At 64.6% G+C, this 22,339-nt stretch carries 21 protein-coding genes; 11 read left to right on the forward strand and 10 right to left on the reverse strand.

The features are described from left to right. Positions 1-29: 29 nt before the first annotated feature. From IVB42_RS36795 to IVB42_RS36805, 3 genes are all read right to left on the reverse strand, one after another. On the reverse strand, positions 30-887 hold the full coding sequence (locus tag IVB42_RS36795) for a ribonuclease HII (RefSeq protein WP_247372689.1): 858 nt from the start codon (positions 885-887) through the stop codon (positions 30-32). 77 nt (positions 888-964) lie between these two features. Continuing rightward, positions 965-1,420 carry a VOC family protein gene (locus IVB42_RS36800; RefSeq protein ID WP_018454911.1) on the reverse strand — a complete coding sequence of 152 codons (456 nt, stop codon included), beginning with the start codon at positions 1,418-1,420 and terminating at the stop codon, positions 965-967. 23 nt (positions 1,421-1,443) lie between these two features. Beyond that, positions 1,444-2,607 carry a PA0069 family radical SAM protein gene (locus IVB42_RS36805; protein ID WP_018454912.1) on the reverse strand — a complete coding sequence of 388 codons (1,164 nt, stop codon included), beginning with the start codon at positions 2,605-2,607 and terminating at the stop codon, positions 1,444-1,446. A gap of 211 nt (positions 2,608-2,818) precedes the next feature. Between IVB42_RS36805 and IVB42_RS36810 the strand changes: the two genes are divergently transcribed. The 4 genes from IVB42_RS36810 to IVB42_RS36825 all read left to right on the forward strand — a co-directional run bounded on the left by IVB42_RS36810 (position 2,819) and on the right by IVB42_RS36825 (position 8,330). Beyond that, positions 2,819-5,233 carry a phosphoketolase family protein gene (locus tag IVB42_RS36810; protein WP_247472052.1) on the forward strand — a complete coding sequence of 805 codons (2,415 nt, stop codon included), beginning with the start codon at positions 2,819-2,821 and terminating at the stop codon, positions 5,231-5,233. A gap of 8 nt (positions 5,234-5,241) precedes the next feature. Then, complete coding sequence (locus IVB42_RS36815) at positions 5,242-6,426, forward strand: acetate/propionate family kinase (RefSeq protein ID WP_018454914.1); 1,185 nt, start codon at positions 5,242-5,244, stop codon at positions 6,424-6,426. Between the two features lie 338 nt (positions 6,427-6,764). Beyond that, positions 6,765-7,340, forward strand: a complete 576-nt coding sequence (locus IVB42_RS36820; protein ID WP_204513849.1) for a glycosyl transferase — start codon at positions 6,765-6,767, stop codon at positions 7,338-7,340. Positions 7,341-7,403: 63 nt separating this feature from the next. Further along, complete coding sequence (locus IVB42_RS36825) at positions 7,404-8,330, forward strand: helix-turn-helix domain-containing GNAT family N-acetyltransferase (protein WP_085352622.1); 927 nt, start codon at positions 7,404-7,406, stop codon at positions 8,328-8,330. A gap of 244 nt (positions 8,331-8,574) precedes the next feature. On the opposite strand, the gene moaB is transcribed toward IVB42_RS36825, so the two are convergent. Beyond that, positions 8,575-9,138 carry a molybdenum cofactor biosynthesis protein B gene (gene moaB / locus IVB42_RS36830; RefSeq protein WP_018454917.1) on the reverse strand — a complete coding sequence of 188 codons (564 nt, stop codon included), beginning with the start codon at positions 9,136-9,138 and terminating at the stop codon, positions 8,575-8,577. A 134-nt stretch (positions 9,139-9,272) separates the two neighbouring features. Then, positions 9,273-10,208 carry a neutral zinc metallopeptidase gene (locus IVB42_RS36835; protein ID WP_085352623.1) on the reverse strand — a complete coding sequence of 312 codons (936 nt, stop codon included), beginning with the start codon at positions 10,206-10,208 and terminating at the stop codon, positions 9,273-9,275. Positions 10,209-10,608: 400 nt separating this feature from the next. Between IVB42_RS36835 and IVB42_RS36840 the strand changes: the two genes are divergently transcribed. The 3 genes from IVB42_RS36840 (at position 10,609) to IVB42_RS36850 (ending at position 13,006) form a co-directional block, all read left to right on the forward strand. Continuing rightward, positions 10,609-11,739, forward strand: a complete 1,131-nt coding sequence (locus tag IVB42_RS36840; protein WP_276576659.1) for a site-specific DNA-methyltransferase — start codon at positions 10,609-10,611, stop codon at positions 11,737-11,739. A gap of 121 nt (positions 11,740-11,860) precedes the next feature. Continuing rightward, positions 11,861-12,187, forward strand: a complete 327-nt coding sequence (locus IVB42_RS36845) for a hypothetical protein (protein WP_018454920.1) — start codon at positions 11,861-11,863, stop codon at positions 12,185-12,187. 132 nt (positions 12,188-12,319) lie between these two features. After that, positions 12,320-13,006: a glutathione S-transferase family protein gene (locus IVB42_RS36850; protein WP_085352625.1), complete on the forward strand. Its 687-nt coding sequence runs from the start codon at positions 12,320-12,322 to the stop codon at positions 13,004-13,006. Positions 13,007-13,065: 59 nt separating this feature from the next. On the opposite strand, the gene IVB42_RS36855 is transcribed toward IVB42_RS36850, so the two are convergent. Next, a complete protein-coding gene (locus IVB42_RS36855) occupies positions 13,066-15,075 on the reverse strand; it encodes a methyl-accepting chemotaxis protein (protein ID WP_247372686.1) in 2,010 nt (669 codons plus the stop codon). 340 nt (positions 15,076-15,415) lie between these two features. Beyond that, the gene (locus tag IVB42_RS36860; RefSeq protein WP_018454923.1) at positions 15,416-15,859 is read right to left on the reverse strand and encodes a nuclear transport factor 2 family protein; all 444 of its coding nucleotides are present in this window, start codon (positions 15,857-15,859) and stop codon (positions 15,416-15,418) included. 90 nt (positions 15,860-15,949) lie between these two features. Here IVB42_RS36860 and IVB42_RS36865 point away from each other — a divergent pair, with 90 nt between their 5' ends. Then, a complete protein-coding gene (locus IVB42_RS36865) occupies positions 15,950-16,870 on the forward strand; it encodes a LysR family transcriptional regulator (RefSeq protein ID WP_204513844.1) in 921 nt (306 codons plus the stop codon). 199 nt (positions 16,871-17,069) lie between these two features. Here IVB42_RS36865 and IVB42_RS36870 read toward each other — a convergent pair whose 3' ends face one another. Beyond that, on the reverse strand, positions 17,070-17,690 hold the full coding sequence (locus IVB42_RS36870; RefSeq protein ID WP_085352629.1) for a glutathione S-transferase family protein: 621 nt from the start codon (positions 17,688-17,690) through the stop codon (positions 17,070-17,072). 128 nt (positions 17,691-17,818) lie between these two features. On the opposite strand from IVB42_RS36870, the gene IVB42_RS36875 reads away from it, so the two are divergent. Continuing rightward, complete coding sequence (locus IVB42_RS36875) at positions 17,819-19,096, forward strand: flavin-dependent oxidoreductase (RefSeq protein WP_085361332.1); 1,278 nt, start codon at positions 17,819-17,821, stop codon at positions 19,094-19,096. 206 nt (positions 19,097-19,302) lie between these two features. Here IVB42_RS36875 and IVB42_RS36880 read toward each other — a convergent pair whose 3' ends face one another. Both IVB42_RS36880 and mutY read right to left on the reverse strand, forming a co-directional pair. Further along, a complete protein-coding gene (locus IVB42_RS36880; RefSeq protein WP_247372684.1) occupies positions 19,303-19,725 on the reverse strand; it encodes a PaaI family thioesterase in 423 nt (140 codons plus the stop codon). 52 nt (positions 19,726-19,777) lie between these two features. Beyond that, positions 19,778-20,893 carry an A/G-specific adenine glycosylase gene (mutY, locus tag IVB42_RS36885; protein ID WP_018454928.1) on the reverse strand — a complete coding sequence of 372 codons (1,116 nt, stop codon included), beginning with the start codon at positions 20,891-20,893 and terminating at the stop codon, positions 19,778-19,780. A gap of 122 nt (positions 20,894-21,015) precedes the next feature. Between mutY and IVB42_RS36890 the strand changes: the two genes are divergently transcribed. Together IVB42_RS36890 and IVB42_RS36895 are read left to right on the forward strand one after the other, a co-directional pair. Continuing rightward, positions 21,016-21,510 carry a DciA family protein gene (locus IVB42_RS36890; RefSeq protein WP_085352633.1) on the forward strand — a complete coding sequence of 165 codons (495 nt, stop codon included), beginning with the start codon at positions 21,016-21,018 and terminating at the stop codon, positions 21,508-21,510. Between the two features lie 127 nt (positions 21,511-21,637). Next, the gene (locus IVB42_RS36895) at positions 21,638-22,312 is read left to right on the forward strand and encodes a DsbA family protein (RefSeq protein WP_027516417.1); all 675 of its coding nucleotides are present in this window, start codon (positions 21,638-21,640) and stop codon (positions 22,310-22,312) included. The last annotated feature ends 27 nt before the right edge of the window (positions 22,313-22,339 follow it).

Raw genomic sequence — 22,339 nt, forward strand, 5'->3', positions numbered from 1 at the left:
CGTGACGCGTCGTGGCAACTGAGTCTCGTCTAGAGATTTGCCGACGCGTCGACTTCCAGGCTCGTGTCCACCTGCAACTCGATCTCGGTCACCGCAAACAGATCCTGCGCCGGCTCGACCGTCCAGGGCATGTGCTTGGCGCGTGCGGCGGCGACGGGGGCGAAGAAGCTGCGGTGGTGGACGGTGGGACCGAGGCGGTTGAGCGCGTCGAGGTGCTCGGGCACGGCGTAGCCCTTATGCTGCTCGAAACCGTAGCCGGGACAGTCCTGCGCCAACGCGCACATCAGGCGGTCCCGCGTTACCTTGGCGATGATCGAGGCCGCTGCGATCGACAGGACGATGCCGTCGCCGCCGATCACGGCTTCGCAATCGCATTCCGTGTCGAGCCGGTCGCGGCCGTCGACGAAGACGTGCCGCGGCTGCTGGGGCAGCGCCACCACGGCGCGCTTCAGCGCCCACAGCGAGGCGCGCAGGATGTTGTCGCGGTCGATGCGGGAGCGCGAGGCGACGGCCACCGAGACCTGGGCGGTCGCGCAGATCTTGCCGAACAGCCTTTCGCGCTCCTCGGCCGTCAGGCGCTTGGAATCGTCGATGCCGCGCGGGATGCGGTCGGGATCGAGAATCACCGCCGCCGCCACCACCGGACCGGCCAGTGGCCCCCGGCCCGCCTCATCGCAGCCCGCTACCGGCCAAACGCCGCGCTTGATCAGCGCGCGCTCACGGCGGAAGCTTGGGGCAACGATGATGGCGCTCTTTGTGCCGGCCAGCGCCTTGGCGATTTTTTTGGGCGCAGCTTTCTTGTTCTCAGGCGCAGCCTTCTCGTTCTTAGGCGCAGCCTTTTTGGGCGCGCCTTTGGCCGGCTTCTTGGCGGATTGATCCCGAATCATGGCCGGGATCGTGCGCAAGCGGCATGGCCTGCGCAATCGGGAACCTCGAACAATTCCCGTTATTCAAGCCAGCCGCCCTATTCCGCCAGATGCACCCGCCGGTCCTCGCCGACGTCGATGCCGGGCGCGACCACGACCTCCCAGGGATGGCCGTCAGGATCGGCGAAATAGCCGGAATAGCCGCCGTAGTCGGTCTCATGTGCTGCCTTCAGCAACGCGGCTCCCTTGCTGACGGCGAAGACCAGCACCGCATCCACCTCCTCACGCGCGCGGCAATTCCAGGCGAGCGTCATGCCGCGGAACGTCGATGGCCTCGGATGATCAGGCAATTTGGCGTCGACCGCGAGTTGATCCCAGGGAAACAACGCGAGCACCGGACCGCCGGTGTCATAGAACGCAACGGTCTCGCCGGTTACCTTGAGCCGGCGCGAGAAACCGAGCGCGTCGTAAAAGGCAATGCTGGCGCGGATGTCGTTCACGCCCAGCGTGATGACGGTCAGCCGCGGGATAGGAGCTGGCGGTTCCTTACTCATAGACGCCTCTCTCACTTCGTCCCTCAGAACAGGCTGAGCTGATCGCCGTTCCGCTTCGGCTTGGCAAAATGATCCGTCGTCAGCTTGGCGCGCCGTTTGTTCAGCCCGAGCCTGTCGCAAGCGATCTCGAAGCGGCGGCCGATGGTCCAGGCCATCGGGCCGGTGCCCTTCATGCGCTCGCCCCATTTCGCATCGTAGTCACGGCCGCCGCGCATGTCGCGGATCAGCGTGAAGACGTGGCGATACCGGTCCGGATAGTTCGCCATCAGCCATTCCCGAAAGAGATCGCGCACCTCGAGCGGCAACCGCAGCAACACGTAGGAGGCCTCCTTGACGCCGGCATGGGCGGCGGCATCCAGGATGCGCTCGATCTCGGAATCGTTCAGCGCGGGGATCACGGGCGCGACCATGACGGTGGTCGGAATGCCAGCCTCGGAAAGCTGCTTCAGTGCCTCCAGCCGCTTCGGCGGCGTGGACGCCCGCGGCTCCATGGTGCGCGCTAGTTTCGGATCGAGCGAGGTCACGGAGATCCCGACCTTGGCGAGGTTGCGTTTGGCCATTCGCGCGAGAATGTCGATGTCGCGCACGACCAGCGCCGACTTGGTGACGATCCCGACGGGATGGCCGGCGCGCTCCAGCACCTCCAGAATGCCGCGCATGATTTTGCGCTCGCGCTCGATCGGCTGATAGGGATCGGTGTTGGTGCCGATCGCGATCATCCGCGGCTCGTAGCCCGGCGCCGCAAGCTCCTTCTCGAGCAACGCCGGCGCCTCGGGCTTCACGAACAGCTTCGACTCAAAGTCGAGCCCCGGCGACAGGCCGAGATAGGCATGCGTCGGCCGCGCGAAGCAATAGACGCAGCCGTGCTCGCAACCGCGGTAGGGATTGATCGAACGATCGAAGCCGATGTCGGGAGATTCGTTGCGGGTGATCACCTTGCGCGAGGTGTCGATCCCGACCGTGGTCTTGAACGGGGGCAGTTCTTCAAGGCTCTGCCAGCCATCGTCGAATGCGACGCGCGCCTCGGCCTCAAACCGGCCGCTGGCGTTGGACTGCGCGCCCCGGCCTCGCCTGCGCTGGCGGTCGATGGCGACCGCCAGCTCAGGGAAGTCAGAAGGCGCACCCGCCGGCTCGGAGGGCGCCGTGACCGGCGGGTGCTTGAGAGCATGAGAGGATGCTGGACTCATGAAGCCAAGATAGCATGCCAAAGGAACAAATCAAGAACACAAACAAAAAACGTGAAAACAACCCCATGCACAGTCGAGCTGCCCAAATTTCGGGCGGGGGTTTTTGACTTCACGCAACACCAGCGTGACCACGATTCCGTTTGATCACGGGAGGGATCGATCGTCGCGGAACATGGTTGATGACGATCGTTGGGTGAAGGTCGGCAAGAACATGACAAATCAACAACAATTGGCCGCAGCGAGCAGCAACCTCGATCTGCTCGACCGCTATTGGCGCGCCGCGAACTATCTCTCCGTTGGGCAAATCTATCTCCTCGACAATCCGCTGCTGCGCGAGCCCTTACGGCCCGAGCACATCAAGCCGCGTTTGCTCGGCCATTGGGGCACGACGCCCGGTTTGAACTTCATTTATGCCCATCTCAACCGCATCATCCGCGCGCTGGACCTGAACGTGATCTATGTCTGCGGTCCCGGGCACGGCGGCCCCGGCATGGTCGCCAACACCTATCTCGAAGGCAGCTACAGCGAGCTCTATCCCGATATCGCGCGCGATACCGAGGGGTTGCGCAAGCTGTTCAGGCAATTCTCCTTCCCCGGCGGCATCCCGAGTCACGCGGCGCCGGAAACGCCGGGCTCGATCCACGAAGGCGGTGAGCTCGGTTACGCGCTGGTGCATGCCTATGGCGCGGCCTTCGACAATCCCGACCTGATCGTCGCCTGTGTCGTCGGTGACGGCGAGGCCGAGACCGCCCCGCTCGCCGCGTCCTGGCACTCCAACAAATTCCTCAATCCTGCGCATGACGGCGCGGTGCTGCCGATCCTGCATCTCAACGGTTACAAGATTGCCAATCCGACCGTGCTCGGCCGGATGCGCGACGACGAGATCCGCGATCTCTTCCGCGGGCTCGGCCACGAGCCGCTGTTCGTCGAGGGCGACGATCCCAAATTGATGCACCGGGCCATGGCAGACGCGCTCGACGTCGCGCTCGTCAGCATCCGGTCGATCCAGCAGCACGCCCGCGACGGCCGCAAGAGCGTCGAACGTCCGCGCTGGCCGATGATCGTGCTGCGCAGCCCGAAGGGCTGGACCGGCCCCAAGGAAGTCGACGGCAAGAAGGTGGAGGGCTTTTGGCGGGCGCATCAGGTGCCCGTCGCGAACTGTCGCGAGAACCCGGCGCATCTGAAGATTCTCGAAGACTGGATGCGCAGCTACGAGCCGGAAAAGCTGTTCGACGCGAACGGCGCGCTCATTGCCGAGCTCCAGGCGCTCGCGCCCGAAGGCAATCGCCGCATGGGCGCCAATCCGCACGCCAATGGCGGCCTTCTGAAGAAGGAGCTGAAGCTGCCGGACTTCCGCAGTTTCGCCGTCGAAGTAGCGCAGCCGGGCGGCGTCGTGGCGGAGGCAACCCGCGAGCTCGGGAAATTCCTGCGCGACGTCATCCGCCTCAACACCGAGGCCCGCAACTTCCGCATCATGGGCCCGGACGAGACTGCGTCGAACCGGCTCGATGCGGTGTTCGAGGCCACCGAACGCGTCTGGATGGAGCCGACAAAACCTTACGACGTGCATCTCGCCCAGGACGGACGCGTGATGGAAGTCCTGAGCGAGCATCTCTGCCAGGGCTGGTTAGAGGGTTACCTGCTCACGGGCCGACACGGCTTCTTCTCCTGCTACGAGGCGTTCATCCACATCGTGGATTCCATGTTCAACCAGCACGCCAAATGGCTGAAGGTGACCCGGCATCTGCCGTGGCGGCGACCGATCGCCTCGCTCAACTATCTGCTCACCTCGCATGTCTGGCGTCAGGACCACAACGGCTTCAGCCATCAGGATCCCGGTTTCGTCGATCTCGTCGCCAACAAGAAGGCCGACATCGTCCGCATCTACTTCCCGCCGGATGCCAACACGCTGCTGTGGATCGCCGATCACTGCCTGCGCACCTATGACCGCATCAACGTCATCGTCGCCGGCAAGCAGCCGGCGCCGCAATGGCTGTCGATGCAGGAGGCAGCCACGCATTGCGCCGCCGGCATCGGCATCTGGAGCTGGGCCGGCACGGAAGATGCGAATGGCGAGCCCGGTGTCGTGATGGCCTGCGCCGGCGACGTGCCGACACTGGAAACGCTCGCTGCCGTCGACCTGCTGCGCAAGGCGCTGCCCGAGCTGAAGATCCGCGTCGTCAACGTCGTCGACCTCATGACGCTGCAACCCAGGGAGCAGCACCCGCACGGCTTGTCCGACCGCGACTTCGACGGCCTGTTCACGCGCGACAAGCCGGTGATCTTCGCCTATCACGGCTATCCTTATCTGATCCACCGGTTGACCTATAACCGCACCAACCACGCCGGCATGCACGTCCGCGGCTTTGCCGAGGAAGGCACCACGACGACGCCGTTCGACATGGTCGTGCTCAACGAGCTCGACCGCTATCACCTCGCGATCGAGGCGATCGAGCGCGTGCCGGGGCTCGCGACCAGGGCGGCGCAGGTGAAGCAGCAATTCCGCGACAAGCTGATCGAGCATTCGCGCTATGTGCGCGAACACGGCGAGGACATGCCGGAAATCCAGGAATGGGTCTGGCAGAACAGCGCCGGCGGCAACACGCCGGCAGAGGCAGGCGACTGAGGAGAGCCATGTCGAACACGGTTCTCGTTCTCAACTCGGGATCGTCGAGCATCAAATTCGGCCTGTTCGATATCTCGGCGGCCGAGCCCGCCCTGCTCTGCAAGGGCCTGCTTGACGAGCACGAGACGAAGCCGCGGCTCGTCGTGAAGAGTCCCGCGGGCGAAGACCTGTTCGAGAAACGGAGGGAAGCATCGGATGCGGCCAGCGATCATCTGTTCGCCGACGTGCTCGGCTTCATCGAGGATCGTTTCGGCGACCATCGCTTGCGCGCCGTCGGCCATCGCGTCGTCCATGGCGGTCCGGACTATTCCGCTCCGGTCGAGCTGACGGAGGATGTCACCGCAAAGCTGCAAGCGCTGACGCCGCTGGCGCCCCTGCACCAGCCGCGCTGCCTGGCTCCGGTCCGCACTATCACGGCGATCAGGCCCGACCTGACGCAGATCGCCTGCTTCGATACCGCTTTCCACCACGGCATTGCGCCGCCCGCCAGCCGCTTCGCCATTCCGCGACGTTATGAAGAGCGCGGCATCCGGCGCTACGGATTTCATGGCCTCTCGTTCGAATATGTCGCGGGACGGCTCGCCCGAATCGCGCCGCAGCTCGTGGCGAAGCGCACTGTGATCGCGCATCTCGGCAACGGCGCGAGCCTGTGCGGCTTGCGCGACGGCCGCAGCATCGACACCACGATGGGACTGACGCCGCTCGACGGGCTGGTGATGGGCACGCGCTGCGGCAGGCTCGACCCGGGCGTGCTGCTCTATCTGCAACAGCACGAGAAGATGTCGGTCGAAGATGTCCAGCACCTGCTCTACCACGAATCGGGCCTGCTCGGCGTCTCCGGCATCGCGTCGGATATGCGCATGCTGCTTGCGAGCCGCGAAGCTGCGGCGCGGGAGGCGGTCGAGCTCTTCACCTTCCGCGCCGCGCAGGAGGTGGCGGCGATGGCGACAACGCTTGCAGGGCTAGACTGCCTGGTCTTCACCGGCGGCATCGGCGAGCATGCCAGCGAAATCCGCAGCGCGATCGGTGAGCGTCTCGACTGGCTCGGCGTGCGCATCGATGCCGCTGCGAATGATGCGGCGCGCGAGCGCATCAACGATGGCGATAGCGCAGTCGATGTCTTCGTCATTCCAACGAATGAGGAACTGATGATCGCACGACATTGTGCGGCGGTGCTGCGAACAGCGAGTTGACCGGCGTTCATTCGAAGCCCTCGTCAGCAGCGTGGTTGCACGTTTTCCCGTCCTCGCGCTCGTCCGCTATCGCATCCTCCTCTTGCATGATTGCGAACGGCCGGCGCGCCGCGCAATATTGCGGCTCACCTCCGGATTAATACGGACAGGACAGGCTGGGGCGACACATTCGGCAATATCGCCGCCCCGTACGGGACATATTTGGATGCGAGGGCTGCAGCGGTTTACCATCGTCTGCCGAGGCGCGGCCGGAAAGTTGCACTCGGCAGCGCCATGTTTTATGACGCCCTCATAATGAGCTACGCTTCTCCCGAAGTGTGGACAGTGAAGCTTCCATCATGCTGAGTGTCATCATTCCGACCGAAGGCGTCGAGCAGACGGCCGTCGCAACTCTGGCCGCGCTGGTACCCGGTGCCGCCGCAGGCGTCATCCGGGAAGTGCTCCTGGTCGACGGCACCCGCAATGGCGTCATCGAGCGCGTTGCCGACGTCGCGGGCTGCCGTTTCATCGGCTTCGAAGGATCCACTCAAGGCGCCGCGCTCGCCGCCGGCGCACTCCAGGCCCGTTCGTCCTGGCTGATGTTCCTGCCCGCGGGCGCCGTGCTGGAAACCGGCTGGATCGAGGAAACCACCCAGTTCATCCAGTCCGTCTCGACCAGCGGCCGGGATCGTGCGGCCGTCTTCCGCTATGCGCGCTCGCCCTACGCCGATGCCGGCTTCCGCCACATCCTCCGGGCCCTGATGCGCAAGCTCGTCGGTCCCTTCGGCGATCAGGGACTTTTGATCGCGCGTGATCACTACGACCGCATTGGCGGCTACCCGCCCCAAGCCCGCCACTCCGAGGCACGGCTGCTCCGGCGGCTCGGCCGCTCGTCGCGGATCATGCTGCGCAGCCGGATCGTCATGGTCGGCTGAGGCACTTCGATACTTGCCAAGGTCAAATAATCATTTGACAATGGCAAATATCGGAGGTGACCCATGTCGTTCAATCCTACCGACGACCACATCGCAGCGGTCCGCGCCTTCAACCGCTTCTACACCCGCAAGCTTGGCGTGCTCGACCAGCACCTTGGCAAGAGCCCGTTCTCGCTCAGCGAGGCCCGCGTGCTCTACGAGCTCGCGCAACGGGACGACCTTGCCGCCAAGGAGATCGGCAACGAGCTTGGCCTCGACCCCGGCTATCTCAGCCGGATCGTGCAAAGCTTCGACGAAAAGGGCCTGATCACCCGCAGGGCCCTGCCCGCGGATCGCAGGCAATACCAGCTCAGCCTCACCGCCAAGGGGCGCCAGGCCTTTGCCAAGCTGAACCTGGGCTCGCAAAATGAGGTCGCCGCAATGCTGGCTCAGCTTTCGACCAGCGATGCAACGCGGCTCACGCAGGCTATGGCGACCATCGAGGCCGTGCTGGAGCATCGAAGCCACCCCGCGGCTTTCATGCTGCGCAGCCATCGCGTCGGCGACATGGGCTGGGTCATCTCCCGGCAGGCCGCCGCCTATGCGGCCGACTACAACTGGGATATCAGCTACGAGGCCCTGGTCGCCGAGATCTGCGCACAGTTCATCAAGAACTATGACGCCGCCCGCGAGCACTGCTGGATTGCGGAAGTGGGCGGAGAGCCGGTCGGCTCTATCTTTCTGGTCAAGGCCACGGACCAGATCGCCAAGCTGCGCCTGTTGCAGGTGGAAAAGAAAGCGCGGGGACTCGGTGTCGGCCGCGCGCTGGTCGACCAATGCATCCAGGGTGCGCGCGAGAGGGGCTACAGCAAGATGACGCTGTGGACGCAAAGCATCCTGGTCGCCGCGCGTGGCATCTATCAAAGCGCAGGCTTCAAGCTCGTGAAGAGCGAGCCGCATCACAGCTTCGGGCAGGATCTGATTGGGGAAACGTGGGAGCGGGATCTGTAGAACTCTCGCAACGAGCGAGAGGCGCATGTATGCGCCCTCGCCCCTTGTGGGAGAGGGCAGCGATGCTGCCAGACGCACACTCACTAGGGCGAGGGGTATGTCTCCGAGCACTCCGTGCCGATAGATACCCAAGCTTCGCTTCGGCATTCTTTAAGGACGGGCGGCCGAAGGCGGCCTATGCCACCTTTCCCGCATCCGCCTTCGCTAAAGCTTCGGCCGACATGAGCGGAGAAGAAATGTCCAACTACACCGTCGCGCCCTGGGCCTTCGGCCGGCGCAGGTGCTCGTCCAGCCGCGGCATGATCTCGACGAAATTGCAGGGGCGCGTGCGGTAGTCGAGCTGGGCTTTGAGGATGCCGTCCCAGCCGTCGCGGCAGGCACCGGGCGAACCTGGGAGGCAGAAGATGTAGGTTGCGCCCGCGACGCCGGCCGTGGCGCGGCTCTGGATCGTCGACGTTCCGATCTTGGCGTGGCTCAGCATGTGGAATGAGATCGAGAAACCGTCCATGCGCTTCTCGAACAAGGGCTCGATCGCCTCCGGCGTGACGTCGCGCCCGGTGAAACCGGTGCCGCCGGTGGTGATGACGACGTCGACACCTGCGTCCGCAATCCAGCGGCGGATGACGGTGCGGATCGCCTCGACGTCATCGGTGACGATCTCGCGCGCGGCGAGATGATGGCCGGCAGCGGTGAGACGGTCGGCCAGGGTCTGGCCGGATTTATCATCCGCCAGCGCGCGCGTGTCCGACACGGTGAGCACCGCGATGTTGAGCGGGACGAACTGTTTTGTTTCGTCGATGGAGGTCATTGCAACGCACCTTCTTCACAGACCACAGACGTCATCCTGAGGTGCGCGCTCTTGCGCCCTCGAAGGATGGGCCACGGGCTCGCCATCCTTCGAGGCTCGCCAATTGGCGAGCACCTCAGGATGACGGATAACCCCTACTGTCCGCCCCCAAACGTGTTGCAGGCCTGGACGGTGCCCTGCTGGTAGCCGGTCATGAACCATTGTTTGCGTTGCGCCGCCGAGCCGTGGGTGAAGGAATCGGGCACGACGCGGCCTGTGGACTGGCGCTGCAGCGTGTCGTCGCCGATCGCGCTCGCCGTGGTGAGTGCGGCGTCGATGTCGCCCGGCTCCAGGAAGTTCGGCCGCTTCTTCGCCTCGCGATTGACCCAGACACCGGACAGGCAGTCGGCCTGCAATTCGACCTTCACCTGCAGCGCATTGGCCTCCGCCTTGCTGCCGGCCTGCTGCTGCAGCCGCGTCACGCGCGGAATGATGCCGAGCAGGTTCTGGATGTGATGGCCGGCCTCATGGGCGATGATGTAGGCGGTGGTGAAGTTACAGGCCGACTTGCCGGAGCAGCCGCGAAAACGCGTCTCGACCTCTCGGAAGAAACCGGTGTCGAGGAAGATGGTCCTGTCGGGCGGACAATAGAACGGTCCCATCGCCGACTCCGCCCGGCCGCAGCGCCCGCCATTGGTGACGTTGCGGAACAGCACGACCTTTGGACCGGTAAAGGACTGGCCGGAGGCCTGGAAGATCTCGCTCCAGCGATCGTCGATCTCGCCGAGGATGCCGGAGATCATGCTGCCCATCTCGTCGGTCGGCGCGCCGCGCTTGGCGTTGGACGACGATTGGCGATCGGTCTGGTAGGACGGCGCCTGGCCGCCGCCGGTGAGTATCTCGGCGCCGCCGATCAGGATGCGCGGATCGATGCCGAAGGCGTAGCCGACCAGGCCGAGCACGATGATGGTACCGATCCCAAGCCCGCCGCCGCCCATGGGGAGGCCGAACCCGCCTCCTCCACCGCCGCCGCCACCATCGTCGCGACGATCCTCGATGTCGTCGCTGCGGCGGAAATCATCGTAGCGCATGGCGGCTTCCCTCGGTCCTAGCTCAATTCGGCGCGAAAGCGCGAAAGCTCAACGCGCCACATACGTTTCCGTTGCGTTAATCAATATCCCGCTCGGCAATTATTGCCTAGTGCGACAGCATGGCAATGCCAGCAATTTTTTCCGGGCATCGAGCAATTTTTTCCGAGAGGAATTTTGAGTCTTTTTGCGCTCCGATCACAGCCGCAACGCGAAGAAACGCGAAATACACTGCAAAACATGGAGAATGCGCGGAGCGAGCCGCGTGCAAGGCGCGATGTGAGGGCTGTTCACGAAAGCCACGGGTTAAGTCGATTTTTACTTTGCCGCTTCAATGTAACGGTCAGTCGGTTGTTTGGTCCCGCGTCGCCGACAGCGTCGCCTGAGTCAGAGTTCTTGAGTCATGGTAGAGTCGCGTCGCGGGGCGTCTGCAAGGGCGCCCCGCACAAATTTTGAGTCTCCTTCGCACAGCATCGTCCTCGGCGATTGCGTCGCCGAGATGTCGAAGCTTCAGGCTGGTTCGGTCGACCTGGTGTTCGCCGATCCACCCTACAATCTCCAGCTTAAGGGCGATCTCAAGCGCCCCGACGAATCTCATGTCGATGCGGTCGACGACGACTGGGACAAGTTCGATTCGTTCTCCGCCTATGACGATTTCACCCGCGCCTGGCTGCTCGCCGCCCGCCGCGCGATGAAGCCGTCGGCGACGATCTGGGTGATCGGCTCCTATCACAACATCTTCCGCGTCGGCGCGATCATGCAGGACCTCGGCTTCTGGCTGCTGAACGACATCGTCTGGCGCAAGACCAACCCGATGCCGAATTTCCGCGGCCGCCGATTCACCAATGCGCACGAGACCATGATCTGGGCCGCGCGGGAAGAGAAGGCCAAGGGCTACACGTTCAACTACGAGGCGCTGAAGGCCGCCAACGAGGACGTGCAGGCACGGTCCGACTGGCTGATCCCGCTTTGCACCGGCGAGGAGCGCCTCAAGGGCGCCGACGGCAAGAAAGTGCACCCGACGCAGAAACCGGAAGGCCTGCTGGCGCGCGTGCTGCTGTCGTCCTCCAAACCCGGCGATCTCGTGATCGATCCCTTCAATGGCACCGGCACCACCGGCGCGGTCGCAAAGCGCCTCGGCCGCTCCTATATCGGCTTCGAGCGCGACAAGACCTATGCGAAAGCGGCCGAAGCGCGCATCGCCGCGATCGAGCCGCTTCCGGAGGCAAGCCTCGCCCCGTTCATGACGGCGCGCGAAGCGCCGCGTGTGGCGTTCTCCGAGCTGATCGAGCGTGGCATGATCATGCCCGGCACCAAGCTGTTCGACGCGAAGAAGAAACTCGGCGCGCTGGTGCGTGCCGACGGCGCCATCATGTTCGGGGACAAGGTCGGCTCCATCCACCGCATGGGCGCAGTGGCGCAGGGCGCGCAAGCCTGCAACGGCTGGACCTTCTGGCACATCGAGACCAAGAAGGGTCTTAAGCTGATCGACGAGCTGCGCGCCGAGATCCGCGCCGGCATGGCGGCGGGGTAGCCTTCCTTTCGTCGTCCCGGAGCGCGCCTCCTGGCGCGGCCCCGGAATGACGAGACTGGTTGAATACAGCGGCCGGCGGGACTAGATTGACCGCCTACGCCCCGTCTTGACCGGTCGAGCCATGCGACGACAGTCCGAGACATTGCTGCTGGTGCCGCTGCTGCCGATCTTTCTGGTCGGCATGTTTCCGATGTTCCTGATCGCGCTGCTGGGATTTTTCGGCCTCGCCTTGTTCGGCGTGCTCGTGGTCTGTGTCGGGCTCGCCAGCAGCAACGAGGCCCACGACAGCTTCAATCACGACGTCATCGTTCACGGCTACGCGCGCGGATCGGAGCGCGCGGCGCGGGCCTCCGACATGCATATCGCTACCCGGCTCGGGTTGCGCCTGGAGGTCGTGGGCGCGGCCATGGTCATTACGGCGGCGATCGGCCTTTGTTACGCCGGCTGATCTGCGTGACGCGCAGACGCCGCCCGGCAAACTCGCCGGTTGCCCTCCCCGATAAGGTTCAGGCAAGACAAGGCCGCTTGCGGACATGTTGCTGACTCCACTCTCAGCCAACAAACACAGGGGAGATGCCCGATGCTCAAATTCTATTTCAACGGTTCGCCGAACCCGACCAAGGTCGCGCTTTATCTCGAAGAGGCCGGCCTGCCCTTCGAGCCGGTGAAGATCGACACCCGCACGGGCGAGCAGTTCACGCCGGACTACCTGAAGATCAATCCGAACGGCAAGGTGCCGGCGATCGACGACAACGGCACCATCGTGTTCGATTCCAACGCCATCCTGCTATATCTCGCCGAGAAGACCGGCAAATTCCTGCCGGCCGCCAATGTTCGCGGCGAGATGCTGTCATGGCTGATGTTCGTCGCCACCGGCGTCGGGCCGTATTCGGGCCAGGCCGTGCACTTCAAGCATTTTGCGCCGAAAGACCAGAACCACGACTACGCGCATAACCGCTATCAGTTCGAGACCGATCGCCATTACAAGATTCTCGACGGCCACCTCAAAGGCCGCCGCTATATGGTCGGCGACAGCTATTCGATCGTCGACATGGCGCTGTGGGGGTGGGCGCGGATGGTGCCGTTCAAGCTCGGCGACGATGCCTTCGCGCGATACCCGAACGTGAAGCGGCTGGTGGACGAGATCTCGGCGCGGCCTGCGGCGACGCGCGCGATCGCGCTGAAGGACAAGTTCACCTTCAAGGCGGAAATGGACGACGAGGCGCGCAGCAACATGTTCAAGCACATGACGACGAAAGTCGCCTGATCGTCTCAGGTCACAATGCGAGGCCACGCGCATGCGCGTGGCCTTTTGCTTCTTGAGGCTCAGGCGGCGTGGACCGAGCTCAGGAAGTTGGCGACTTCCTGCTTCAAGCGATTGCTGTCGGCCGACAGCGAGCGTGCCGCCGAGAGCACCTGCGAAGACGCCGAGCCGGTCTCGGACGCCCCGCGCTGCACGTCGCCGATGTTGGACGACACGAGTTGCGTGCCTTGGGCCGCCTGCTGGACGTTGCGGGAGATCTCCTGCGTCGCCGCACCCTGCTCCTCCACGGCGGCGGCGACCGTCGACGAGATCTCCGACAGCCGCTCGATGGTGCCGCTGATTTCCCTGATCGAGCCGACCGACTCCTCCGTCGCAGCCTGGATGCCCGAGACCTGCTGGGCGATCTCACCGGTGGCCCTCGCGGTCTGCTCGGCGAGCGCCTTGACCTCCGAGGCGACTACGGCGAAGCCGCGGCCGGCTTCACCCGCGCGCGCCGCCTCGATGGTGGCGTTCAGCGCCAGGAGGTTGGTCTGGCCGGCGATGGTGCTGATCAGCTCGACCACGTCGCCGATGCGGGCTGCAGCCTTGGAGAGCTCGCTGACGCGCGCGTTGGTCTTGCTCACCTGACCGACGGCTTCGCCCGCTATGCGCGCCGATTCCTGCACCTGGCGCGCGATCTCCGTCACCGAGGAGGACAACTCCTCGGTCGCGGAGGCGACCGCCTGCACATTGGCCGAGGCTTCCTGGGAGGCGGATTGCACTTCGGTGGAGAGATCCTGAGCGCGCCTCGCGGTCGCGGTCAGGGTGCCGGCCGAGCCCTCGAGCTCGTGCGATGCCGAGGATACGGTATCGACGATCTCGCCCACCGCCTGCTCGAACTGGCTGGCGAGCCGGGCCATGTCGGCCTTGCGGCTCTCGGCCTGCCGGGCCTCGGTTGCGGTCTGCTCTTGGCGCAGCCGTTCGGTCTCGATCATGTTTGTCTTGAAGACGTCGATCGCCTTGGCCATGTCGCCGATCTCGTCGACCTTGCCGCGCGAGGGGATCTCGACGGCGAGATTGCCGCCGGCAAGCAGCCCCATTGCGCGCGTCATCGAGGTCAGCGGCCGCACGATGCTGCGGGCGGTCAGGAAGGCGACGATCAGTCCGAACAGGACGGCGAGGCCGCCCGCGATCTCCTGCAGCGAGGTCGTGCCGTCGATCACAGCATCGGCCGCGGTGCGCGAATCCTTGTAATCCGTCTTCAAGGCGGTTTCCGCGACCTTGAGCTTGGCGATGCTCGCGGAGATGAGCGGTGCGAGATCCTTGTGGTAGATCTCGTCGGACCGCAGCATCGCCGCAGAGGTGGTTTCGAACGCGGATTTGTAGATACCGAGAGCGGTCTTCACTGGCGTCAAAGACGAGCGAAGGTCCGCCGCCTGCGGGCTCCTTTCGACGGCCGCCAGCCGCTGCACCGCCCTGTCGACATTGGTTCTGAAGGCGGTGGGCCCGTTGGCGTCGCGCAGGGCGAGGAAGCGCCAGTTCGCGATTCGAACCAGCAGGACCCGGGACTCGAGGTCCGCGACGAGCGACACCGTGTCGTCGTCGGCGGCGGCACGGGCCACATCGACCAGCTTGGCCATCTTGACGGTCAGCTCTTCGCCACTCGGCAACAGCGTCGCCTTGCCGGTCCGCGCCTCGTTGACGGCGTCGCCGAGACTGTCACGCAGGCTTTTCATTTTGGCGATGTCGGCGATCAGATCGTCGTAGAGCTTCCGCCGCTCCTCCGAGAGGGTGCCCTTTGCTCCCAGCTGCAACAGCCCGGTCGCCGCGGCCTCTCGCTCGGCAGCCTCCCGCATCGCAGGCTCGTTGGCGTCGTAAATGTAGCGCAGATTGGCCCGCTGGATGGCCTGAAGATGGGTCGATATCTCCAGGACGCGCGCCGTGCTGTCCGACAACGCGGAGAGTTTTGCGACCTGATCCTGGACGGATCGCAAATTCCAGATGGCGACCACCGCCATCACAAGACCAACCGCCACCAAGGCCATGAAACCTGCGTACAGGCGTCCCCTGATCCGCAAACGAAAACTCGGCATTCCCACTGTCCACCCAGATGCATGTCAATTCGAGCGGCCGGCCTAATCCGGCGATCGTCACCGGCCACTCTGGCAGCCGCGCGTCGCGTTGTTCGCGACCCACGCTGCACCGCGACACAATGGGGGACACTCGTTAATTGAACCTTCAAATTTTTCGCGCGCGCATCCGTCGGATGGTACAACATCTGCTGATTTTATCGGCAGGTGAGCAAGGTTTTAGCGAGAAGCCCGCAGCGGCATGCAGGCCGCTGCAGCTGGTCCGGCCTGCGCCAGACCAACACGCCCCTCGCCGACCGCGGCGGACGGCACCGGTCGACGGAGGCGACGCTGCTCGATCCGCTCAGCTCGCGGCCCTCACGGCCGTTTGTGGAAACGGACCAAGGGCCTTCTCGGTCAGCACCGAGTCGCAATATTCCCGGATCTCCTTGATCTTGCCGTCCTCGAGACGAAACACGAGACAATAGTCGTTGTCGTAGCGCACGCCTTCTGGCGTGACATTGTCGCCCTTTGCTTCGATGACGACGATATCGCCGTCGGCGATGAAGCGATGAGCGACCGTCCGCGTCCGGTCGACAAGGCGGGTCCGCACATAGCCGTGCAGATCGTTGAGGATCGCCTGTTTGCCCGAAAAGGTGCGCGACCAGGAATACTGGCCGGTCACGATCCATTTGGCGTCGTCGGCAAGACTTTCGGTGAACAAGCCACGGTCGCGCGCAGCCGGATCGGGGCTGGCGGCGGCTGCAAAGATATCCTGCATCAGTTTCTTGTTGGCGCTCGCGCTCATGGCGGCATCTCCTTTGGTGAGAACACGGAAATCATCGCCGCCGGTGCTAAATTCTTCAAATCGATAGTGGATATGATATCTATTCGCCTCATGAATTTGAATTCGCTCGACCTCAATCTCCTGACCGCGCTCGACGCGCTGCTGCGCGAGGCCAGCGTCAGCCGCGCCGCATTGCGGATCGGGCTGTCGCAGCCGGCGGCGAGTCATGCGCTCCAGCGTCTGCGCGACATCCTTGGCGATCCGCTCTTGGTACGCACAGGCGCGCGGATGGAGTTGACGCCGCGGGCGCAAGCCTTGCGCGCGCCGCTGGCGCAGGCGCTCGACCAGGTGCGCGGGCTGTTCGTATCGGATGAATTCGATGCGGCGCGCAGCGAGCGGCAATTCCGACTGATGATGCCGGACCTCGCGGTCGAGCTGTTGATGCCGCCCTTGATGGAAAAGGTGACGCAGGCCGCCCCCAACGTCCGCATCGACGTGGTGCCGTGGCGAGGACCGGCTATTTTCCACGCCGAGTTCGCCCGCACCATCGATCTCGTGATCTCGATCGGCAACGCCTTCAAGGGATTTCACCGCCAGTTGCTTTACACCGACAGCGACGCGCTGGCGGTGCGGCGCGGCCACCCCGTGGCTGCGAAGCTGAAGCGGCGCGAGACGTTCCTGGCTGCACGCCATGTCGGCGTAATCATCCGCGGCCAGCCGGAGGACCTCATCGACACTTGGCTGGGCACCAAGGGCATAGACCGGCATATCGCTCTCGTCGTCCCGGGTTATCTCGAAGCGCTGCACGTCGCCGCCCGTACCGACCTCGTCGCCTTCGTGCCGCGCCGGTTGATCGCGGCGCTGTCCAAGCAGCTCGGCCTCGTCACGGTGACGCCGCCGCTCGACCCCGGCATCGATGAGCAGTTCATGTTCTACCCGACCCGCGCGCAGATGGATCCAGGCTCGATCTGGCTCAGGCGGCTGATGCTGGAGACGGGACGGGATTTGGAGAAGAAAGGGCGCGCTGGATAGGACGCAACTTCAAAGCAAATGGTGTCGTCCCGGACAAGCGCAGCGAAGCGGAGCGCCGATCCGGGACCCATAACCACAGGACGTGGTTTGGCGAAGACTCGTGATTGTCAGCTTGCGTCACAACTTCTCCCTGTGGTTATGGGTCCCGGGTCTGCGCTGACGCTTGCCCGGCACGACAGGGGAATATATTGCCGCGCTCCTACGCCTTCTGCGCGTCCATCACCTTGCGCACGGCGGGGCGGTCGGACATGCGCTTGAAATGATCGGCGATCTTCGGCGTCGCGTTGATGTCGACGCTGTCGCCTTCGAGCCAGGTCGACAGGGTGTAGAGATAAGGATCGCAGATCGTGAACTGCTCGCCCATCACCCAGGGCCCCTTGTACATCTTCTGCTCGATCAGGGCGAAGCAGGCGCCCATGGTCTTCGGGATCATCGCCTTCATGTCGGCGAACGAGCTCTCTTCGCTCGCCCAGCGTGCGCCGCGCATCTTGTGGGCATGGTTGATGTGCACGGTCGAGCAGAGGTAGGAGTTGAACGACTGGACCTGGGCGAAGTCGAAGGGATCGTCGAGCGGCGCGAGCTTCGCCTTGGGGAAGGTCTGCGCGAGATAGGCGAGCATCGCCGGGGTCTCGGTCAAAACGCCGCGATCGGTCACCAGCGCGGGGACGCGGCCTTTCGGGTTGATCGCGAGGTACTCCACGCTGTTCTGCTGGTTGTCCTTGAAGCTCAGCCGCTCCGCCGCGTAGTCGGCGCCGGCTTCTTCCAGGGTGATGTAGGTGGCGAGCGCGCAGGTGCCGGTGGCGTAGTAGAGCTTGAGCATGTCGGACCTCATGGGAAAGCCGGAAGGTAACGGCTGCGGGCCCCGAGGTCCATAGCACGAACCTCTCTTCGCAGTTGCCCACCGGCGCCCGGCTGTGCCAAGACGCCCCGAGTTGGAGGGGCTTTCCCATGACCGTACTCATCGCCGGTGGCGGCATCGGCGGGCTGACGCTTGCGCTCAGCCTGCACGGAGTCGGCGTTCCCGTGAAAGTGTTCGAGAGCGCCGCCGAACTGCGGCCGCTCGGTGTCGGCATCAACGTGCTGCCGCACGCGGTGCGCGAGCTGATCGAGCTCGGGCTGATGGACAAGCTCGATGCCAGGGGCGTGCGCACCCGCGAGCTTGCCTATTTCTCCAAGCACGGCAAGCCGATCTGGAGCGAGCCGCGCGGGCTGGAGGCCGGCTATAAATGGCCGCAGTTTTCGATCCATCGCGGCACGCTCCAGCAATTGCTGCTCGACACCGCCATCGAGCGCCTCGGCCGCGACAACATCCTCACCAGCCATCATCTGACCGGCTGGAGCGAAACCGCCGACGGCGTGCGCGCCGATTTCGTCGACAAGGCCACCGGCAAGGCCGCGGGGACTTACGACGGCACGATCCTGATCGCCGCGGACGGCATCCATTCCGCCGCGCGAGAAAAACTCTATCCCGACGAAGGCCCGCCGATCTGGAACGGCCGCATCCTGTGGCGCGGCGTCACGCCCGCAAAAGCCTTCCTCAGCGGCCGCACCATGATCATGGCCGGTCACGAGATCCTGAAATTCGTCTGCTATCCGATCTCGAAGGAACCGGACGCCGCGGGCAACCATCTGATCAACTGGGTTGCCGAGCGCCACATGCCGCCGACCTATCAATGGCGGCGCGAGGACTATAACCGCACCGCGCGGCTGGAGGAGTTCTTACCCTGGTTCGAGAGCTGGCAGTTCGACTGGCTCGACGTGCCCGGCCTGATCAAGAACTGCCCGCACGCCTATGAATATCCGCTGGTCGACCGCGATCCGGTATCGCAATGGACTTTCGGCCGCGTCACGCTGATGGGCGACGCCGCACATCCAATGTATCCGATCGGATCCAACGGCGCCTCGCAGGCGATCCTCGATGCGCGCACCATCACGCGCGAGATCCTGGCGCACGGCCCGACGCAAGCGGCCCTGCTCGCCTATGAGGCCGAGCGGCGGCCTGCAACCACCAGTCTCGTCCTGCTCAACCGCAAGAACGGCCCCGAGCAGGTGATGCAGCTGGTCGAGGAGCGCGCGCCCGACGGCTACAAGGTCGTCACTGACGTGCTGTCGCAACAGGAGCTCGAGGATGTTGCCGCCAATTACAAGCGCGTCGCCGGCTTCCAGGTGGAAGCGCTGAATGCGAAGCCGCCGATCGTGAGCAAGGACGCGCGCGCGACGAAATGAGTATTCGCACGAAGCGAGACGCACGTTGATGCGCCCTCGCCCCTTGCGGGAGAGGGCAGCGACGCCGCTAGACGCAAGCTCACTCGGGTGAGGGGTCTGTCTCCGCGAGTCTAACTCTCATTTGAACTCGCCGAGACAAACCCCTCATCCGGCGCTTCGCGCCACCTTCTCCCGCAAGGGGAGAAGGAAAAAAGACTGCCCGGCAGCTATTTGCCCACCACCCTCGCCGCCTCCAGCAGCCGCTCGCTCGCCGTCGCCGTCGCCAGCAGCGTTCCGTCCTCTGCCATCAGCTTTGCCTCGACGAACGCAATCGTCTTGCCGAGCTGCGTCACCTTGGCCTCGCCGATGATCGGTCCGGGCTTTGCGGGCGCCAGGAAATTCACGGTCATGCTGATGGTGGTGGTGTAGAGCCTGCCCTCGCTCATCACCAGCACGGCGGGGCCCATCGTGTCGTCGAGCATGGCCGAGAGCATGCCGCCCTGGATGAAGCCGGCCGGATTGCAGAACTCCGGCTTGCCGTCGAAGGCGAGCTTGATCCAGCCTTCCCTGGGTCGGGCATCGAGCAGGCGCCACCCCAATAGCTCGGCACAGGGCGGCCTGGGAAAGTTGTCGAGCGCGGTGTTGATCATGCGAGCCTCCGTTGCCTACCACAGCTAACGCAGGCCTGCTGCCAGCATTTTGTCAGCAGGATGGGCTGCTAGGGTCCAATCCATGCGCAATCACCTTACGCATGACGTTGGGCAATGCTTCATCGGCGAGCGTGGCGATCGGCACCCAGCGCATGCTGGCGGGTGCCCGCGTCCGCGCTTCCACCCTCGCCGTGTAGACCACCAGTTCCAGCGGAAAATGCGTGAAGACGTGGGTGACCACGCCGACCTTGCGCTGCCAGCGCGACAGCCCCTTCAACTCGGGCGCCTGCCGTTTTGCCTTGGCGTCGTCCTGCCCGGCCAGCCAGTCCGACCCCGGTACTTCGGTCATGCCGCCGAGCAACCCCTTTTCGGGACGGGTGCGGACGAGAAGCTCGTCGCCGCGCGTGACAACGAAAGCGGCGCCGCGCCGTAGCGCGCCGCTCTTCTTCGCGGCCTTGCGCGGAAACGTGTCCTGCGTTCCCAGCGCGCGCGCCGTGCAGCCCTCGTTCAGCGGGCATAGCGAGCAGGCCGGCTTTTTCGGCGTGCAGATCGAGGCGCCCAGATCCATCAGCGCCTGCGCGCTATCACCGGCGCGAGAATCGGCAAGCAGCGTCGCAGCCAACTCCTGAATCAGCGGCTTGGCCTGCGGGAGCTCTTCCTCAACTGCAAAGAGCCGCGAGACCACGCGCTCGATATTGCCGTCGACCGGCATGGTGCGTCGATCGAACGCTATCGCCGCGATCGCTGCCGCCGTATAGGGCCCGACGCCCGGCAGCGCGCGCAGACGCACTTCGGTGTCGGGAAAGGTGCCGCCATGCTCGCGCGTCACCGCGACCGCGCAGGCATGGAGATTACGGGCGCGAGAATAATAGCCCAGCCCGGCCCACATCCGCAGCACGTCCTCCTGCGAGGCCCGTCCGAGCGCGGTGACATCAGGCCAGCGCGAGACGAATTTTTCGAAATAGGGCCCGACCGCCTTCACTGTGGTCTGCTGCAGCATGATCTCGGACAGCCAGACGCGGTAAGGGTCGGATGCTTCGCCGGGCGGAGCCCGCCAGGGTAATCGGCGGCGGTGGCGGTCATACCATTGGAGCAGCGCGAGCGGACGCGATGGGGTCTCCGGCGGAACTGGTTCCGATTTCGCCTTGAGGGCGGATTTGGGGCTCATGTCCGCACTGTAACGGCAATGCGTCGATCTCTCCACGTCGTGCCCACGCTTGTCGCGGGCATCCACGTTTTTCTTCGCGGTGAAGAGCCTGCGGCCGACGCCCCGGAGTGCTATAAGGTCCCATGTCCAAGCTTCGCCCCATCAAACCCGGTCCCCTCAGCGCCAAGCCGCTGTCGCTCCTGCTCAACGACGTCTTCGCCGAGGCCTATGCCAAGCAGGGATTTGCCGCGCGCGAGCTGGTGACGCGGTGGGCGCAGATTGCCGGACCGGAGATCGCGGCCCACGCCGAGCCACTGAAGATGCAATGGCCGCGGCCGGTCGAGGGCCAGCCGCAGGAGCCGGCGACGCTGGTGCTGCGGGTCGAGGGGCCGATGGCGCTCGAGATCCAGCACTCCGCCGATGTGATCCTGCAGCGGGTCAATCGCTTCTTCGGCTGGAGCGCGGTCGGCAAGCTGGCCTTCCGCCAGGCTCCGCTATCGCGCGCCCGCCGGCCGACCCGGCCCGGCCCGCCGGACGCCAAATCGGTGGCCGAAGTGGCTGAGCGCCTGGGCGACATCGAAGATGAACAATTGAAGTCGGCGCTGGCGCGCCTCGGGGCCGCCATCAAGCGAAATTGAGCCTTATTCTGCGGCCAAACTGGACCTGTCCTGGCCGCTCGCCATTGCCTCAAACGACGTTTCAAGCTAGCGACAGGCCGCCTGAACGGGAATTTCGGGCGAGACCACGCCAATCCGGGAGCCGACCTTGATCATCACCCGCCGCGCCTTCACCTCGATGCTGTCGCTGACCGGGCTTGCCGCGCTCGCCGGGTTCTCGCCGCTGCGGTTCATCTCCGATGCCATGATCCCTGAAGCCATGGCGCAGCCGGCGGCTGGCGACGTGGCCAAGCCGGTGTCGCTGCCCGACATGGCGCTCGGCCCGAAGGACGCCGCCGTCACCATCACCGAATACGCCTCGATGACCTGCCCGCATTGCGCGGCCTTCAACGAGCAAGTGTTTCCCAAGATCAAGTCGGAATACATCGACACCGGCAAGGTGCGTTACGTCTTCCGCGAGTTCCCGCTCGACATCAAAGCCGCCGCCGGCTCGATGCTGTCGCGCTGCATCGCCAATGGCGACGCGCCGAAATACTTTGCCGTCACCGACATGCTGTTCCGCCAGCAGAACGATTGGGTCGTGAAGAACACCACGGAGACCCTGACGCGGATCGGCAAGCAGGCCGGTCTCACCCAGCAGCAGGTCGAGGCCTGCCTGAAGGACCAGGCGCTGCTCGACAAGATCGCCGCCGACCAGAAGTATGCCAGCGACGTTCTGAAGGTCGATTCGACGCCGACGTTCTTCGTCAACGGCGAGAAGATCAAGGGCGAGACCTCGTTCGAGGAATTCGCCAAGAAGATCAATCCGCTGCTCAAGAGCTGATTCGCACGGCACAATCCTGATTCGCAT

Source organism: Bradyrhizobium sp. 45, assembly GCF_023073155.1.
GTDB classification, from domain to species: domain Bacteria; phylum Pseudomonadota; class Alphaproteobacteria; order Rhizobiales; family Xanthobacteraceae; genus Bradyrhizobium; species Bradyrhizobium canariense_D.

What these genes read in the sequence shown, in the direction of transcription:
- IVB42_RS36890 (WP_085352633.1), top strand. Translation starts at nt 21,016, where the DNA reads ATGTCCAAGCTTCGCCCCATCAAACCCGGTCCCCTCAGCGCCAAGCCG.
- IVB42_RS36825 (WP_085352622.1), top strand. Translation starts at nt 7,404, where the DNA reads ATGTCGTTCAATCCTACCGACGACCACATCGCAGCGGTCCGCGCCTTC.
- IVB42_RS36845 (WP_018454920.1), top strand. Translation starts at nt 11,861, where the DNA reads ATGCGACGACAGTCCGAGACATTGCTGCTGGTGCCGCTGCTGCCGATC.
- IVB42_RS36855 (WP_247372686.1), bottom strand. Translation starts at nt 15,075, where the DNA reads ATGCCGAGTTTTCGTTTGCGGATCAGGGGACGCCTGTACGCAGGTTTC.
- mutY (WP_018454928.1), bottom strand. Translation starts at nt 20,893, where the DNA reads ATGAGCCCCAAATCCGCCCTCAAGGCGAAATCGGAACCAGTTCCGCCG.
- IVB42_RS36850 (WP_085352625.1), top strand. Translation starts at nt 12,320, where the DNA reads ATGCTCAAATTCTATTTCAACGGTTCGCCGAACCCGACCAAGGTCGCG.
- IVB42_RS36870 (WP_085352629.1), bottom strand. Translation starts at nt 17,690, where the DNA reads ATGCTCAAGCTCTACTACGCCACCGGCACCTGCGCGCTCGCCACCTAC.
- IVB42_RS36880 (WP_247372684.1), bottom strand. Translation starts at nt 19,725, where the DNA reads ATGATCAACACCGCGCTCGACAACTTTCCCAGGCCGCCCTGTGCCGAG.
- IVB42_RS36795 (WP_247372689.1), bottom strand. Translation starts at nt 887, where the DNA reads ATGATTCGGGATCAATCCGCCAAGAAGCCGGCCAAAGGCGCGCCCAAA.
- IVB42_RS36810 (WP_247472052.1), top strand. Translation starts at nt 2,819, where the DNA reads ATGACAAATCAACAACAATTGGCCGCAGCGAGCAGCAACCTCGATCTG.
- IVB42_RS36860 (WP_018454923.1), bottom strand. Translation starts at nt 15,859, where the DNA reads ATGAGCGCGAGCGCCAACAAGAAACTGATGCAGGATATCTTTGCAGCC.
- IVB42_RS36820 (WP_204513849.1), top strand. Translation starts at nt 6,765, where the DNA reads ATGCTGAGTGTCATCATTCCGACCGAAGGCGTCGAGCAGACGGCCGTC.
- IVB42_RS36875 (WP_085361332.1), top strand. Translation starts at nt 17,819, where the DNA reads ATGACCGTACTCATCGCCGGTGGCGGCATCGGCGGGCTGACGCTTGCG.
- IVB42_RS36800 (WP_018454911.1), bottom strand. Translation starts at nt 1,420, where the DNA reads ATGAGTAAGGAACCGCCAGCTCCTATCCCGCGGCTGACCGTCATCACG.
- IVB42_RS36835 (WP_085352623.1), bottom strand. Translation starts at nt 10,208, where the DNA reads ATGCGCTACGATGATTTCCGCCGCAGCGACGACATCGAGGATCGTCGC.
- IVB42_RS36840 (WP_276576659.1), top strand. Translation starts at nt 10,609, where the DNA reads ATGGTAGAGTCGCGTCGCGGGGCGTCTGCAAGGGCGCCCCGCACAAAT.
- moaB (WP_018454917.1), bottom strand. Translation starts at nt 9,138, where the DNA reads ATGACCTCCATCGACGAAACAAAACAGTTCGTCCCGCTCAACATCGCG.
- IVB42_RS36865 (WP_204513844.1), top strand. Translation starts at nt 15,950, where the DNA reads ATGAATTTGAATTCGCTCGACCTCAATCTCCTGACCGCGCTCGACGCG.
- IVB42_RS36805 (WP_018454912.1), bottom strand. Translation starts at nt 2,607, where the DNA reads ATGAGTCCAGCATCCTCTCATGCTCTCAAGCACCCGCCGGTCACGGCG.
- IVB42_RS36815 (WP_018454914.1), top strand. Translation starts at nt 5,242, where the DNA reads ATGTCGAACACGGTTCTCGTTCTCAACTCGGGATCGTCGAGCATCAAA.